Below are 12905 nucleotides of genomic sequence, written 5' to 3'. Positions count from 1 at the left end.
GAAGTTCCGAAATCAGTTCTTCAGATCAAGATCGCCGTCCCGCCATACGACATGGCGGGGCGAGGTCGGCAATGCTTCGATCTCGTCCGCAATGAAGTAAGGCGGAATATCGAGCGCCCGCAAAGCCGCAGTTGTTGCCGGCACCCATTTGAACTCGAGTTCGTGGGTATCGACCACGCGGTGGACGATATCCGTCGAATGGAACGGAAAGCTCATCGGCAGTTCCATCCGGTAATAGAAACCAAGTTCGTGCCAGTCCTTTTCCTCATAGCGGAAGAAGTTCTCCACCACCCACAGAAGCGGGCCAACTTCAGCGGTTACCCCGAGTTCCTCGACCATTTCCCGCGCAAGCGTCTCCTGCGACGTCTCGCCCATTTCCGCACGTCCGCCGGGGAAGGTCCAGAATGTCTCATGGATGGCACGGTGAACGAGTACATGACCGTTGCGAAAAGCCAGTCCCGCGATCCGCATCTGGAAAATCCGCTTCGGCTTGAACTTCATGCGCAGGCGCATGTCCTGCGGCTTCACCGTCTTACTCATCATCAAAACCCATCCGAAACTGCGCCGCTTCCATGTCCTTCGGTGGCTGCAGGCCGAGATGTTTCCACGCCGTCGCAGTCAGAACACGCCCGCGCGGCGTCCGCTGGATGAACCCCTGCTGGATCATATAGGGCTCGATAATATCCTCGATCGCATCGCGCGGTTCGGACAGGCCGGCAGCGATCGTCTCGATGCCCACAGGACCGCCGGCAAAATTCACCGCGATCATGTTGAGGTAACGTTTGTCGAGCTGGTCGAAACCGGCATGGTCGACATTGAGACGGATAAGCGCCTCATCGGCAATTTCCTTGGTCACGGCTTCGGCGCGCGCCACTTCGGCAAAATCGCGTACTCGACGCAGAAGGCGGCCGGCGATACGCGGCGTTCCCCGCGCCCGGCGGGCGATCTCGCGGGCACCCTCGTCCGTCATGTTCAGCCCCATCAGCCGCGCCCCGCGGCGCACGATGCCTTCCAGTTCGTCCACCGTGTAGAATGACAGCCGGACGGGAATGCCGAAACGGTCGCGCAACGGGGTCGTCAGCAGCCCGATACGGGTAGTGGCGGCAACCAGCGTGAATTTCGACAGGTCGATCTTTACCGAACGCGCCGCCGGCCCCTCACCGATGATCAGGTCGAGCTGGAAATCCTCCATCGCCGGATAGAGGATTTCCTCGACCGCCGGGCTGAGCCGATGGATTTCGTCGATGAACAGCACATCGCGCTCTTCGAGATTGGTCAAAAGCGCTGCCAGATCGCCGGCCTTGGCGATGACCGGACCGGAGGTCGAACGGAAATTGACGCCCAGTTCCTTGGCCATGATCTGCGCCAGCGTCGTTTTTCCGAGCCCCGGCGGCCCGACGAACAGCACATGATCGAGAGCCTCGCCGCGGTTCTTGGCCGCCTCGATGAAGATCTTCAGGTTGGCGCGCGCTTCCGCCTGGCCGGTGAATTCGTCCAGCGATTGGGGCCGGAGCGCCGTATCGATATCTTCGCCACGCTTTTCCGGCGAGATGAGGCGGTTGTCATCGGTCATGCGAGAAGTTCCATTCCGGGCACGCAGATCGCGGCCTTTTTGTCGAGGATCGGGGTCGCGCGGTCATCGGCCGCGCGACTGCGCAGCGTGATCAAGCTATCGGCGAACGCCACCGATTGATCAAGCATCAGCCACGACCTTCCTCCATCCTGCACGGATTTCACCGCGCCAGTTCCTTCAGCCCGAACCGGATAAGCTTGGCGCTGTCGGCATCGTCGCCTGCCGTTTTCATCGCCGCGGCCACGGCATTGGCGGCCTGATCGCGCGAATAACCCAGATTGGTAAGCGCCGAGACGGCATCGGCAACCGGTGCAGAGGCAACGCCCTCGCCGAGTTCCTGCTTCAGCCCGATATTGACGGAAGCCTCGCCTGCAAAGGCCGGTGCCTTGTTCTTCAATTCGGTGACGATGCGCACCGCAACCTTTGGCCCGACCCCCGGCGCACGCGAGACGACAGTCTTGTCCTGCAACGCGATCGCGTTGGCCAGCTCCGATGGCGTCAGGGTCGACAGAACCGCCAGCGCCACCTTCGAGCCTACGCCCTGTACGCTCTGCAGCAGGCCGAACCACTCGCGTTCGAGTGCCGAGATGAAGCCGAACAGCTTCAGCTGATCCTCACGTACATAGGTCTCGATGAACAACACGACTGCCTCGCCGACACTCAGCCGTGACAGGGTGCGCGACGAGCAGAATGCCTCGTAGCAGACACCATGGACATCGACGAGCGCATAGTCGTCGCCGATCTCGTCTATAGTTCCCTTGAGTTTGCCGATCATGTCTGGGTTCCCGATATTGGATGTGTGTCGGGCGCGATCAGCTCTATGCCCGGAAAATAGCTGCGATAACCGGAAGGGTCACGCGTCAGCAGTGTGTAGCCACGGACCGTCGCATGCGCGCCGATCAGGAAGTCCGGCAAGACACGGTCACGCAGGCCACCGGCGGCACGATAACGCCGGAAGGCATAGGAGGCCATGAATGCAGCCGGCCATGGCATATTTTCGCGAACGAACTGATCACGCGGCAGGAGCGATTCAACGGTATCCATGTCGTCGTAACGATAGGAGAATTCGGAAAACACGATCTGGTTGATGATCAGGCTACCGCGTTTCATCGCAGCCAACAGCTGAGCCCGCGACCAGTCGAGCCAAGCGGCGTCTCGTACCGCCAGATCGACGAGAATATTGGTATCGACAAACGTCGCCATCTGCTTTTAGCGATCTCGCGTGATGCGCATCAGATCGTCGGCATCGACTGCCTGATCACCTGTGCCGCCCATCCGATCGAGCGTCGAGATGAACTGATCCAGCCGCGCACGATCCGCTTGCGCAGTCGAACCATGTTTCGGCGTCACGGTGATGACACCACCTTCGATGCCGAAGATGACTTCGCTATTCGGTGTGATGCCGGCCAGTTCCCGCAGATCGCGAGGAATGGTCACCTGCCCTTTGGATGTAACACGCATGACGCTTGCTCCTTGTCAGGTAAGAAAATATCTTACCAAGAGAACAAGTCAAGAACAAACCTATCCGAAAATCAGCCTGCCAATGCCTGACGCATCCGGTTGCCGCCGCGGTTATGGGCGTGGCAGATGGCGATGGCGAGAGCGTCGGCCGCGTCGTTGCCCTTGAACTCCACCTTCGGCATCAGGATCTTCAGCATCATGTGGATCTGCTTCTTGTCGCCATGACCGACACCGATCACCGCCTTTTTGACGGCATTCGGTGCATATTCGGCGACCGGCAGTCCGGCACGCGCCGGAACCAGCATCACCACCCCGCGAGCCTGGCCGAGCTTCAGCGTGGCAACGGCATCCTTGTTGACGAAGGTCTGCTCGACGGCCGCCTCATCGGGCTTGTAGGCATGCACGACCTCGGCCAATCCATCATGCAGCTGGCAGAGGCGCGAGGCGAGATCCATATCTCCATCAGAGGTCACGGTTCCGGACGCGACGAAACGCAGCGAATTGCCGATCGTGTCGATCACGCCCCACCCGCTGCGGCGCAAGCCGGGATCGATGCCGATGATTCGAAGGATATCTGCCATGTTTCACCCTAACCTCATGCATCTCTGAGTGCCACCAAAATATGAACAAAACAGAAACATGAGCAGTCGGTTACCCTTTACCGATTGCTAACCATGTGGCGAACCATTTCCGGTCACTACGCAACGCGTGCCTCTGTTCTGCGTTCTTGGATTGCTCGAATGATTCGAGAGGGAGGTCGAGGCGATGTCTGAACGTCGTACTTTGTTCATCAATATCTTCGTTCTGCTTTTGCTTCAGAACGGGATTATGGCGATCCTGGCATCGCATCTCATGCCGAACTGGACTGCGGTCATGACGACCGCGCTGGCAGCGGGCGTCATCGTTCTTTCGATGGCGACGGCCATGATGGCCACCCGCATTGCCGGCATGCATGCGCGCAGCCGGATATCCGTGACGATGCCGGCAGCAAACCAGAGCAGACAGCAGGATGTCGAAAACATCGACCGGGGCAACCGTATCGACATGTCGCCGACCTCTCTTCATGACAGGACCGCGTTTTCCGCCCCTATATCGCTCAAGCTGGAACGATCATCCGTCGCAGACCGCGATCTCCAGCGCCTGAAGGCGGCGGAAGAGGCCCTGAGCGTGCTGGATACGGGCCTTCGCCGTATTGCGGCCGGCGATCTTGCCGCCCGCTGCGAACCGGAGTTTTCTCAGGAGTTCGAAGGTCTGCGTTGCGATTTCAACCGCGCGCTCGATGCCCTGGATGAGAGCATTTCGGAAATCACCCTTTCCGCCAGCGCACTGCATGGCGAATGCGCCGAGGCACGGCTGCGGCTGATGCAGGAGCGTGCAGTCGCAGCGGGCGAGCTTCCACAACTCTCGGCCGCCGGCAACGGGTTGAAGGACATAGGCGACATTCTGGAACAACATCAGGTCGCGCTTTCCGAACTGGCATCGATGGCTTCGGCTGCAAGACAGCATCACGCCGACGAAAAAGAAGCAGCAGCGGCTGCAGCGACCTCAGCCGCGGATCTTGCGGAGACCAGTGCCGGCGCAACGGTTGCGGCAGCGGTCATGCGGGACGTGGCATTCCGCACCAATATGCTTTCGGTCAACATCAATATCGCCGCGGCCAACAACGAGACAACGCAGGATATGCTCCGCTCCTTCGCCGCGGAACTGCGCACCATCGCGGAAGACGGTGCGGAGGCGGCCAGAAACATGTCTCTGCTGGAACGTCAGATCGCCCGGTCATCTGCCGACGCGCGCTCCTCCTTCGAGCATATCGCCCGCGGGGAAAATCATATCGACCGGAACCTGCTGGAAATCGAAAACAAGCTCTCTAAGGTCGGTGATGCCACCGGCACCTTCTCCGATCTCGTGTCCCGCACCGGCTCGATCGTCGACGGCAGCATCCGGCTCGCCGGCCGACGCAAGGACCTCGACCATGTGCTCGACACGATCCTGGCGCGAATGGCCCAGGAACTGGCAGGCATCAACAGGCATTGCGGCCGGTTCATACCCGTCACGCTCCTGCGGGAAAACGCTCCGCCTTCCGACAGCGGACCACCGCGGCGCCGCAGTCACCTGCGACTGGTCAAGACGTGATGAGAAAGGTGCTTCGGCACCTTTTTCGTTGACCAAGGGTCGCATGCGCGAGATCGGGTGCCTAGATAGAGGCAGAACCTTCATATTGCGCTCAAGGCAGGCCCCATGATTCCGTTTTCGATCCTCGACCTTTCGCCGATCGGCGAAGGTTATTCGGTGCGCGAAGCGCTCGATCAATCCCGACTGATGGCAATCAAAGCAGAAGAACAGGGTTACAAGCGCGTCTGGCTTGCCGAGCATCACGGCATGCCGGGCATTGCCAGCGCCGCGACCGCGATTGTCATCGCCCATGTGGGTGCAGCCACAAAGACCATCCGTGTCGGCTCCGGCGGCGTCATGCTGCCCAATCATTCGCCGCTCGTCATCGCCGAACAGTTCGGCACGCTTGAAGCGCTTTTGCCGGGTCGCGTCGATCTCGGCCTCGGCCGCGCGCCAGGCACCGACATGCGCACCGCAAACGCGCTTCGGCGAAACATCGATGCCGGCGCGGAGAATTTCCCGCAGGATATCGTCGAGTTGAAACACCTGCTCGGTACGCCGATCGAGAACCAGGCGGTCATCGCCGTTCCCGGCACCCAGGCCAATGTGCCCCTCTGGCTGCTGGGGTCGAGCCTTTACAGCGCCCATCTGGCCGCAGCCCTCGGCTTGCCCTACGCCTTTGCCTCGCATTTCGCGCCGGACATGCTTATGGATGCGATCGCCATCTATCGCGACCGTTTCCAGCCCTCGGCCGAACTCGACAAGCCCTATGTCATGGTCGGTGTCATGGGCGTCGCCGCCGATACCGACGCGGAAGCCGAAAAGCTGTTCACCTCCTCGCAGCAGCAATTCGTCAACCTGCGCAAAAATGTCCGCCAACGCTTCCCCAAGCCGCTGGACAGCATGGATGGCTTCTGGACGCCGATGGAAAAGATGAGCGTCGAGCACACGCTGCGTTATGCGGCCGTCGGTTCGCCGAAGGCGCTGGAAGAAAAGCTCGGCAGCTTCCTCGCGGATACCGAGGCGGACGAGTTGATCGTCTCCATGCCGATCCACGATATCGACAAGCGCCTTCATTCGGTCGAGCTGTTCGGATCACTGTCGCTGATGGAAAAGCAGCAGCCCGGAGCCTTATAGCCCCAATCTCCGATAAAGCCGGCCTCCCATTCCAATCGATCATGCCCTTCCCTCACGCCGGGGAAAGGCACGGACAGGAGGATTGGGAGGCCGTGCGGTTCCGTTTGCAACCGCCCCTCACATTGCTGTCACAACAAGTTCACCTGCCGTAATTAACATTTGTTAACTCTGGCAACGTGTGGAGTTCTTGAACGTGACAGATGCCATCGCCTCCCAAAAAACCTCCGCGTCTATCCATCCCCTTGAGGGCCGCAGTTCGATTGGAAAATGGTTCCTGCCGATCTTCGGCTTGGTCCTGCTTGCCGGTCTTGTCTATGTCGGCGCGTCGCTTGCGGGCGATCTGGAAGTGGCAAATTCCGTGCCCTGGGTTCTGCTTGGCGTCGCGTTGCTGATTGCGCTGGGCTTCGAATTCGTCAACGGCTTTCACGACACGGCAAATGCGGTGGCGACCGTCATCTACACCCGCTCAATGCCGGCGGAACTCGCCGTCGTCTGGTCCGGCTTCTTCAACTTCCTCGGCGTGCTTTTTTCCTCCGGCGCAGTGGCCTTCGGTATCGTCGCACTGCTGCCGGTGGAACTCATCCTGCAGGTCGGCTCCGGCGCTGGTCTCGCCATGGTCTTTGCGCTGCTGATCGCTGCCATCGTCTGGAACCTCGGCACCTGGTATCTTGGATTGCCCTCCTCCAGTTCGCACACGTTGATCGGCTCGATCATCGGCGTCGGCCTCGCCAACCAGTTCCTCGCGCCGCAGGGCTCGGCCACCAGTGGTGTGGATTGGTCGCAGGCGGGCAATATCGGCATGTCGCTGCTTGTTTCGCCGATCGTCGGTTTTGGCCTTTCGGCCATATTGCTATTGGTCATGAAAGTTCTTGTCCGCAACAAGGAACTCTATGAGGCGCCGAAGGGCAACCAGCCGCCGCCGCGCTGGATCCGCGGCCTGTTAATCTTCACCTGCACCGGCGTCAGCTTTGCTCACGGCTCCAACGACGGCCAGAAGGGCATGGGTCTGATCATGCTCATCCTGATCGGCCTTGTGCCGACGGCTTTCGCCCTGAACCGGACCCCGGATCCGAAATACCTGCAGGCCTATGAGCAGGCATCGACCAATGTCGAGGCCGTGTTGCAGAAATACGCAAAGCCTGGCGTGACCGTTACCGACGCCAAGGCCGAGGTCTCCAAGGCTGTAAAGAGCAAGACCTGGACCGATCAGACGACGGTCGCGCTTCAACAGTTCATTCACTCATCGAGTGATGAGATCGCGAAATTCCCGACACTGGAAGCCGTGCCGACCGGATTGATCGGCAACATCCGCAACGACATCTACCTGATCGGCGAGGCCCTGAAGCTGATCGACAAGAACAAGCTTCTGGCCGTCCAGGGCATCGATCTGGATGCGGTCAAGGCCTATCACGGCGCCGTCGACAACGCGACGAAGTTCATTCCTCTATGGGTCAAGGTCGCGGTCGCCATGGCGCTCGGCCTCGGTACGATGGTGGGCTGGCGGCGCATCGTCGTCACCGTCGGCGAAAAGATCGGCAAGACCCACCTCACCTATGGTCAGGGCGCATCCGCCGAAGTCGTCGCCATGCTGACCATCGGTGCTGCCGACCATTTTGGTCTACCGGTTTCGACCACCCATGTTCTGTCGTCCGGTGTGGCCGGCACGATGGCCGCCAATGGCTCTGGCCTGCAATGGTCGACCGTGCGCAACATGCTGATGGCCTGGGTGCTTACCCTGCCGGCCTCGATCATGCTCGCCTTCGTGCTGTTCGTGGCACTGCGCCAGGTCTTCTGATCAGGCGCGGCACAACGTTCCTCAAATGAAAACGGCACCGGAAACCGGTGCCGTTTTCAATTTTTACTGCGTCTGTTGAAATCAGGCCGAAAGCTTGGCCATGACTTCTTCCGACACCTCGAAGTTCGAATAGACGTTCTGCACGTCGTCGTCGTCTTCGAGGTTGTCGATCAGCTTCATCAGCGACAGAGCTCTTTCCTCGTCCACTTCGATCGTGTTCTGAGGCTTCCAGATGGCCTTGACCGTTTCGGCTTCGCCGAGCGTCGCTTCGAGCGCCTTAGAGACTTCGCCCATGCTTTCGAAGCCGCAGATGATCGTGTGGCCTTCCTCGTCGGTGGTCACGTCATCGGCACCGGCTTCGATCGCCGCTTCCATCACCGCATCGGCATCGCCGACAGAAAGCTTGTAGGTAATTTCGCCGACATGGTCGAAGGAGAACGAAACCGAGCCGGTTTCGCCAAGCGCCCCGCCGGCCTTGGTGAAGATCGAGCGGACATTGGAGGCCGTGCGGTTGCGGTTGTCGGTCAGCGCCTCGACGATGACCGCCGTGCCGCCGGGACCGTAACCTTCATAACGCACCGAATCGTAGTTCTCGGCGTCCGCACCCGATGCCTTCTTGATGGCGCGGTCGATATTGTCCTTCGGCATCGACTGCGCCTTGGCGTTCTGCACGGCAAGGCGCAGCGCGGCGTTCATCGTCACGTCAGGCAAGCCGGTCTTTGCAGCGACCGTGATCTCGCGTGCGAGCTTGGAGAACATCTTCGAACGGATACCGTCCTGCTTGCCCTTGCGGTGCATGATGTTTTTAAACTGTGAATGGCCAGCCATGGCACCCCTGATAGTTTAGCCTGTTTGGGAATGGCGCCTTATAATTTCGAAGTGACCACCGTTCAAGGTAATTCAGCCATTTGCCGTTTATCTCGCCTCCCCGTCTCAGGAACAAACCGCGCCATATTGCCGTTTGTCCCTTGAGTGAAACAGCGAAGGAGAAGAAAAATGGCAAGCCTGACCGAAGCACGCAAGGCCCCTGAGCATCAGCTGTGGGACGAAATCAACGCCGTCCATGCCGGCATGCTCGGCCTTGAAGGCACGCACATGCATTTCCAGCCGATGGCACCGAATGTCGACATCAAGACCGGCACGATCTGGTTTTTCAGCAAGACGGATACCGATCTCGTGCGCGCCGTCGGCGCTGGCGGCAAGGCGCATTTCTGCGTCACCGGCAAGAACCACGATTACCATGCCTTCCTGTCCGGGCTGATCGACGTGCGTCTGGATCCCGTCAAGCGCGACGAATACTGGAGCGCCGTAACCGCAGCCTGGTATGAGAATGGCAAGGAAGATCCGCTTCTCACCATGCTCGCCTTCAAGGTCGACGATGCCGAGATCTGGGTATCGACCAATAACACGCTGAAATTCGGCTGGGAGATCGCCAAGGCCAACATCAAGGATGAGAAGATGCCCGAAGTCGGCGTCAAACAGCACCTGACCTTCTCGGCCGTTCATTGATGTCGAATATGCCGTGGGGCCTTAAAGGCCCTGCGGCACAAGGATTGTCGGCTTCTTCGGCAAGGAGCGCATCGACACGGTGATCGTTCGTTCCTTCGCATAGGCAATATCGAACTTGCCGTCGAACATGCCCAGAAACGTGTCGAGCGGCGGACCGTAACGATGCATCGGCAGGATAAGCGAAGAACGCAGCCGCTGCACGACGCGGCTCATGCTGTCAGCTCCCATGGTAAGCCCGCCATCGACCGGCACCATCAATATGTCGAGACGGCCGATTTCGGTATATTGCGCTTCGTTTAATTCGAAATGCAGATGCCCGAGATGGCCGATGCACAGTCCCGCCACTTCGAAGATGAAGATCGAATTGCCGTTTTGCTCGATGCCGCCACCCCAGTTGCGGATATCGGAGACGACGTTACGGATATAGACATCGCCGACCATCTCGCGGACCTCGGCTTTTTCGCCAGGGACGTCGCTCCACCCGTGCAGCACATGCTGGATCTCAGGCTCCGGGGTGAGTGTGTAATGGGTCGAATGCGCCCGGTTCATCGTCACCACATCGGGCATTCGATAAGGTTTGTAGACGCCGCTATAATCGGTCGCGATGCCGACACCGCCGGGCGTCTCGATGAAATAGGTCGAGTGGCCGACAAATGTGATCTTCACCTCTTCCCGCTCCGCCAACTTGCGTTTTTTGTCCGCCTGTATGAGCTGGACGTCCGAGCGGGAGAAATTGGCGAAACGCACATTGGGCAGTTTTTGTGCGATCGCCTGGCATTGGCTGACCGGAAGACCGCCGTCCTGGGCAAAGGCCGAAGAAAACAAAGAAGAAAGAAGAAATGCCGAAAGACCGAATGCAAGAGTTCGCAGCGTCATGCCACACTCCGGGAAATGCGTTCATTCTCATTCAGAGCTGAAAGGATGCTGGACCGCCACCAAACCGTCCAGCGCGCATCGTTGCCGGGCGCCTCACAATTCCGTCATTTGGGCTGCCGGCATATGAACGGAAGAAACGAACTGGCCGTCCCGAAATTCATCGCAGCCATCGTCAATTGGTTGGCAAGGTCAATATCGGCCCTCGAAACCGGGCAGACATCTGCGCCATTCGAGCAGCCGGCCGCGATGAAATCCAAATTCCCGCGAATGAACCCGTCGGTCACACCGGCTGGGCCGGAAAGCTGGAGAAGTTCTCGCCAGGCCTTGGCATAAAACGCGCATTTCTTCTGCGGCCAGCTTTGCACGGCCTCGGGCACCGCCTGCCGCGCATCGACCGCTGCACCGCCGGCTATCACAAGGGATAAAGCCAGCAGCATGCCGCAGAACATTCGATGCATTCACTATCTCCAGAAACTTGAAAGCGCCTCGACACGACGGCCTCGCCCTCGAACCCATCATCGGCACAGTCGAGATCAGATGATCAGCACACGATGACCGAACGGTGTTTTATCATCGAAATTGCGGGTGCCGATACGCTCGCTTTCACCGGATAACCTGGCAGCCTCGGATACCTCGTCGTTTGTTTCGGCCGTTTCGGATGCTGCGGCCTCCTGGCGCCGGTGTGGATGCCGGTCGTCGAGCGAATTCTCCGGAACCTCTTGCTCGTCCAGCCCATCCGCCTGTTCGGGCCGGGCATCTTTCAAAGCTGCCAGATCCGCATTGATTTGCGACTGCCGGGCATCAGTCCAGGCATTGTCGGGCTCCGCAATCGAAAGGCTGCTTTCCGTCTTGATCGGCGCTGACGCAGACGGAGCGCCGACAGGGGCAATCGGATCGACCATAAAATTCTCTCCAGCCGGTTTTCCCGGGGGCAAGAATGCCCCGCCCGGCTGGAATACCAGCGCGGGATCTCACGCACTGGTACGATAGCATGGAAATCAGCGCGTCTCCATCAACGCCAGAAGCTCGGAATCGTTTCCGCAAGCCGCGGTCCGATCCTGATCGGCTCGATCTTTTCGGCAAGCCCGGTCGAATCCGAGATCTCGATGCCGAGGCCGCAGACCGTCGCCGGCCCGCTTGCCACTTCGAAACGGCTTTTCGGCATTTTCGAGATGAAGCGGTTGAGCGGCTCTTCCTTGTCCATGCCGAGCGAGCTGTCATAGTCGCCGCACATGCCGGCATCCGACATGTAACCCGTGCCGCCGTTGAGGATCTGGCAGTCGGCGGTCGGCACATGCGTATGCGTGCCGACCACGAGCGAGGCACGGCCATCGACGAAATGCCCGAAACACTGCTTCTCGCTTGTTGCTTCCGCATGGAAGTCGAAGATCACGGCATCCGCCTGATCCTTCAGCGGCGCAGCCTCCAGAATCGTCTCTGCCGACTTGAAGGGATCGTCGAGTTCGGGATGCATGAACACCCGGCCCATGATGTTGGCCACCAGCACGCGGGCACCATTGCGGGCATAAAAAATTCCGGATCCCTTGCCGGGCGTGCCGGCGGGATAGTTTGCCGGGCGCAGGAACTGGTCGTGACGGCCGGCAAAGCTGACGGCCTCCTTCTGATCCCACACATGGTTGCCGGTCGTCACCACGTCGGCACCAGCATTGATGGTCTCGAGGTAAATGTCTTCGGTAATGCCGAAACCGCCGGCCGCGTTCTCGCCGTTGACGATGACGAAGTCGAGTTTCAGGTCGGAGATCAAGCCCGGCAGCTTTTCCCATACGGCCGTTCGGCCGGTCTTGCCGACCATGTCACCCAGAAAGAGAAGGCGCATTCCTATCCAATCTTCGCAATGGCTTCACCGGACAGGTCGCGATAGCCGCTTTCCGTCAGAATGCCATGAAGCCTGATATCATGAGGTTCTTCCGGCACTGATGCCACTTCCTGGCAGTCGAATGCAATGCCGATCAGCCGTGGATTGCGGCCTTTTTGATGCAGACGGTGAATCGCGCGATCGTAATGGCCCGCACCGTAACCGATCCGATGCCCCCGCACATCGAAGGCGGCAAGTGGAACAAGCATGATATCGGGATCGACAACCTCGGCATCGTTGCCGGGCCCGACCGTTCCAAAGCCGACCGGCACGAGGTCCTTACCCTCGATCATCTCGCGAAAGACAATCGTCTGCCTGTCGAGAATGACCGGCACGCAAAGCCGCACGCCTTTTGACCGGAGCATGTCCATCAACGGCCGCGTATCTGCTTCAGAACGGATGGGCAGAAACCCGGAAACGATGGTCCCGGGCTCAGCATCGATCACAGCGAGGCCATGTGAGGCGATCGACAGGCTTTTCGCCGCCCGATCGGCTGCGGATACGGCATCACGCGCGGCGAGCCTTTCGGCCCGCAGCATTGCCTTGATCGGTTGCCCCGACATCAG

Annotated in this window: 17 protein-coding genes; 4 read left to right on the top strand and 13 right to left on the bottom strand. The window is 59.6% G+C overall.

Going from position 1 to position 12905, the window contains the following annotated elements; genetic code table 11:
• Positions 1-12: 12 nt before the first annotated feature.
• The 7 genes from AC2GXZ_RS02610 to ruvC all read right to left on the bottom strand — a co-directional run bounded on the left by AC2GXZ_RS02610 (position 13) and on the right by ruvC (position 3615).
• Entirely contained in the window at positions 13-540 is a 528-nt protein-coding gene (locus AC2GXZ_RS02610; RefSeq protein ID WP_483758245.1) for an NUDIX hydrolase, read from the bottom strand.
• Positions 533-1573, bottom strand: coding sequence for a Holliday junction branch migration DNA helicase RuvB (gene ruvB / locus AC2GXZ_RS02605; RefSeq protein WP_483757558.1), 1041 nt, complete (start codon positions 1571-1573; stop codon positions 533-535). The genes AC2GXZ_RS02610 and ruvB overlap by 8 nt, the downstream gene beginning before the upstream one ends.
• Complete coding sequence (locus AC2GXZ_RS02600) at positions 1570-1701, bottom strand: hypothetical protein (protein WP_483757557.1); 132 nt, start codon at positions 1699-1701, stop codon at positions 1570-1572. The genes ruvB and AC2GXZ_RS02600 overlap by 4 nt, the downstream gene beginning before the upstream one ends.
• 32 nt (positions 1702-1733) lie before the next feature.
• Entirely contained in the window at positions 1734-2348 is a 615-nt protein-coding gene (ruvA, locus tag AC2GXZ_RS02595; RefSeq protein WP_483757556.1) for a Holliday junction branch migration protein RuvA, read from the bottom strand.
• Positions 2345-2776: a type II toxin-antitoxin system VapC family toxin gene (locus AC2GXZ_RS02590; RefSeq protein ID WP_483757555.1), complete on the bottom strand. Its 432-nt coding sequence runs from the start codon at positions 2774-2776 to the stop codon at positions 2345-2347. The genes ruvA and AC2GXZ_RS02590 overlap by 4 nt, the downstream gene beginning before the upstream one ends.
• A 6-nt stretch (positions 2777-2782) precedes the next feature.
• Entirely contained in the window at positions 2783-3034 is a 252-nt protein-coding gene (locus AC2GXZ_RS02585) for an AbrB/MazE/SpoVT family DNA-binding domain-containing protein (protein WP_483757554.1), read from the bottom strand.
• 71 nt (positions 3035-3105) lie between these two features.
• Positions 3106-3615, bottom strand: a complete 510-nt coding sequence (gene ruvC / locus AC2GXZ_RS02580; RefSeq protein WP_483757553.1) for a crossover junction endodeoxyribonuclease RuvC — start codon at positions 3613-3615, stop codon at positions 3106-3108.
• A 184-nt stretch (positions 3616-3799) separates the two neighbouring features.
• On the opposite strand from ruvC, the gene AC2GXZ_RS02575 reads away from it, so the two are divergent.
• The 3 genes from AC2GXZ_RS02575 to AC2GXZ_RS02565 all read left to right on the top strand — a co-directional run bounded on the left by AC2GXZ_RS02575 (position 3800) and on the right by AC2GXZ_RS02565 (position 8078).
• Entirely contained in the window at positions 3800-5167 is a 1368-nt protein-coding gene (locus AC2GXZ_RS02575; RefSeq protein WP_483757552.1) for a hypothetical protein, read from the top strand.
• Between the two features lie 105 nt (positions 5168-5272).
• Positions 5273-6283 (top strand): LLM class flavin-dependent oxidoreductase, encoded by a 1011-nt coding sequence (locus AC2GXZ_RS02570; RefSeq protein ID WP_483757551.1) that lies wholly within the window; start codon positions 5273-5275, stop codon positions 6281-6283.
• A 205-nt stretch (positions 6284-6488) separates the two neighbouring features.
• Entirely contained in the window at positions 6489-8078 is a 1590-nt protein-coding gene (locus AC2GXZ_RS02565; protein ID WP_483758244.1) for an inorganic phosphate transporter, read from the top strand.
• Between the two features lie 81 nt (positions 8079-8159).
• On the opposite strand, the gene AC2GXZ_RS02560 is transcribed toward AC2GXZ_RS02565, so the two are convergent.
• Positions 8160-8906 (bottom strand): YebC/PmpR family DNA-binding transcriptional regulator, encoded by a 747-nt coding sequence (locus AC2GXZ_RS02560; RefSeq protein ID WP_483757550.1) that lies wholly within the window; start codon positions 8904-8906, stop codon positions 8160-8162.
• A 168-nt stretch (positions 8907-9074) separates the two neighbouring features.
• Between AC2GXZ_RS02560 and AC2GXZ_RS02555 the strand changes: the two genes are divergently transcribed.
• Entirely contained in the window at positions 9075-9587 is a 513-nt protein-coding gene (locus AC2GXZ_RS02555) for a pyridoxamine 5'-phosphate oxidase family protein (RefSeq protein WP_483757549.1), read from the top strand.
• A 21-nt stretch (positions 9588-9608) separates the two neighbouring features.
• Here the strand turns inward: AC2GXZ_RS02555 and AC2GXZ_RS02550 are convergent, their stop codons facing one another.
• From AC2GXZ_RS02550 to AC2GXZ_RS02530, 5 genes are all read right to left on the bottom strand, one after another.
• Positions 9609-10463: an MBL fold metallo-hydrolase gene (locus AC2GXZ_RS02550; protein WP_483757548.1), complete on the bottom strand. Its 855-nt coding sequence runs from the start codon at positions 10461-10463 to the stop codon at positions 9609-9611.
• Between the two features lie 104 nt (positions 10464-10567).
• The gene (locus AC2GXZ_RS02545) at positions 10568-10912 is read right to left on the bottom strand and encodes a hypothetical protein (RefSeq protein WP_483757547.1); all 345 of its coding nucleotides are present in this window, start codon (positions 10910-10912) and stop codon (positions 10568-10570) included.
• An 84-nt stretch (positions 10913-10996) separates the two neighbouring features.
• On the bottom strand, positions 10997-11365 hold the full coding sequence (locus AC2GXZ_RS02540) for a hypothetical protein (RefSeq protein ID WP_483757546.1): 369 nt from the start codon (positions 11363-11365) through the stop codon (positions 10997-10999).
• Between the two features lie 110 nt (positions 11366-11475).
• Positions 11476-12300 (bottom strand): TIGR00282 family metallophosphoesterase, encoded by an 825-nt coding sequence (locus AC2GXZ_RS02535; RefSeq protein ID WP_483757545.1) that lies wholly within the window; start codon positions 12298-12300, stop codon positions 11476-11478.
• A gap of 2 nt (positions 12301-12302) precedes the next feature.
• Positions 12303-12902, bottom strand: a complete 600-nt coding sequence (locus AC2GXZ_RS02530; RefSeq protein WP_483757544.1) for a 5-formyltetrahydrofolate cyclo-ligase — start codon at positions 12900-12902, stop codon at positions 12303-12305.
• Positions 12903-12905: the final 3 nt, after the last annotated feature.

The organism is Aliirhizobium sp. YIM B11859 (assembly GCF_057163345.1).
The sequence above is the reverse complement of the archived record's forward strand: the minus strand, read 5'-3'. Positions and strand labels throughout refer to the sequence as shown.

Bases quoted from the DNA above. Each gene is read 5' to 3' on its own strand.
- AC2GXZ_RS02610 (WP_483758245.1), bottom strand. From the start codon at position 540: ATGAGTAAGACGGTGAAGCCGCAGGACATGCGCCTGCGCATGAAGTTC.
- ruvB (WP_483757558.1), bottom strand. From the start codon at position 1,573: ATGACCGATGACAACCGCCTCATCTCGCCGGAAAAGCGTGGCGAAGAT.
- AC2GXZ_RS02600 (WP_483757557.1), bottom strand. From the start codon at position 1,701: ATGCTTGATCAATCGGTGGCGTTCGCCGATAGCTTGATCACGCTGCGC.
- ruvA (WP_483757556.1), bottom strand. From the start codon at position 2,348: ATGATCGGCAAACTCAAGGGAACTATAGACGAGATCGGCGACGACTAT.
- AC2GXZ_RS02590 (WP_483757555.1), bottom strand. From the start codon at position 2,776: ATGGCGACGTTTGTCGATACCAATATTCTCGTCGATCTGGCGGTACGA.
- AC2GXZ_RS02585 (WP_483757554.1), bottom strand. From the start codon at position 3,034: ATGCGTGTTACATCCAAAGGGCAGGTGACCATTCCTCGCGATCTGCGG.
- ruvC (WP_483757553.1), bottom strand. From the start codon at position 3,615: ATGGCAGATATCCTTCGAATCATCGGCATCGATCCCGGCTTGCGCCGC.
- AC2GXZ_RS02575 (WP_483757552.1), top strand. From the start codon at position 3,800: ATGTCTGAACGTCGTACTTTGTTCATCAATATCTTCGTTCTGCTTTTG.
- AC2GXZ_RS02570 (WP_483757551.1), top strand. From the start codon at position 5,273: ATGATTCCGTTTTCGATCCTCGACCTTTCGCCGATCGGCGAAGGTTAT.
- AC2GXZ_RS02560 (WP_483757550.1), bottom strand. From the start codon at position 8,906: ATGGCTGGCCATTCACAGTTTAAAAACATCATGCACCGCAAGGGCAAG.
- AC2GXZ_RS02555 (WP_483757549.1), top strand. From the start codon at position 9,075: ATGGCAAGCCTGACCGAAGCACGCAAGGCCCCTGAGCATCAGCTGTGG.
- AC2GXZ_RS02550 (WP_483757548.1), bottom strand. From the start codon at position 10,463: ATGACGCTGCGAACTCTTGCATTCGGTCTTTCGGCATTTCTTCTTTCT.
- AC2GXZ_RS02545 (WP_483757547.1), bottom strand. From the start codon at position 10,912: ATGTTCTGCGGCATGCTGCTGGCTTTATCCCTTGTGATAGCCGGCGGT.
- AC2GXZ_RS02540 (WP_483757546.1), bottom strand. From the start codon at position 11,365: ATGGTCGATCCGATTGCCCCTGTCGGCGCTCCGTCTGCGTCAGCGCCG.
- AC2GXZ_RS02535 (WP_483757545.1), bottom strand. From the start codon at position 12,300: ATGCGCCTTCTCTTTCTGGGTGACATGGTCGGCAAGACCGGCCGAACG.
- AC2GXZ_RS02530 (WP_483757544.1), bottom strand. From the start codon at position 12,902: ATGTCGGGGCAACCGATCAAGGCAATGCTGCGGGCCGAAAGGCTCGCC.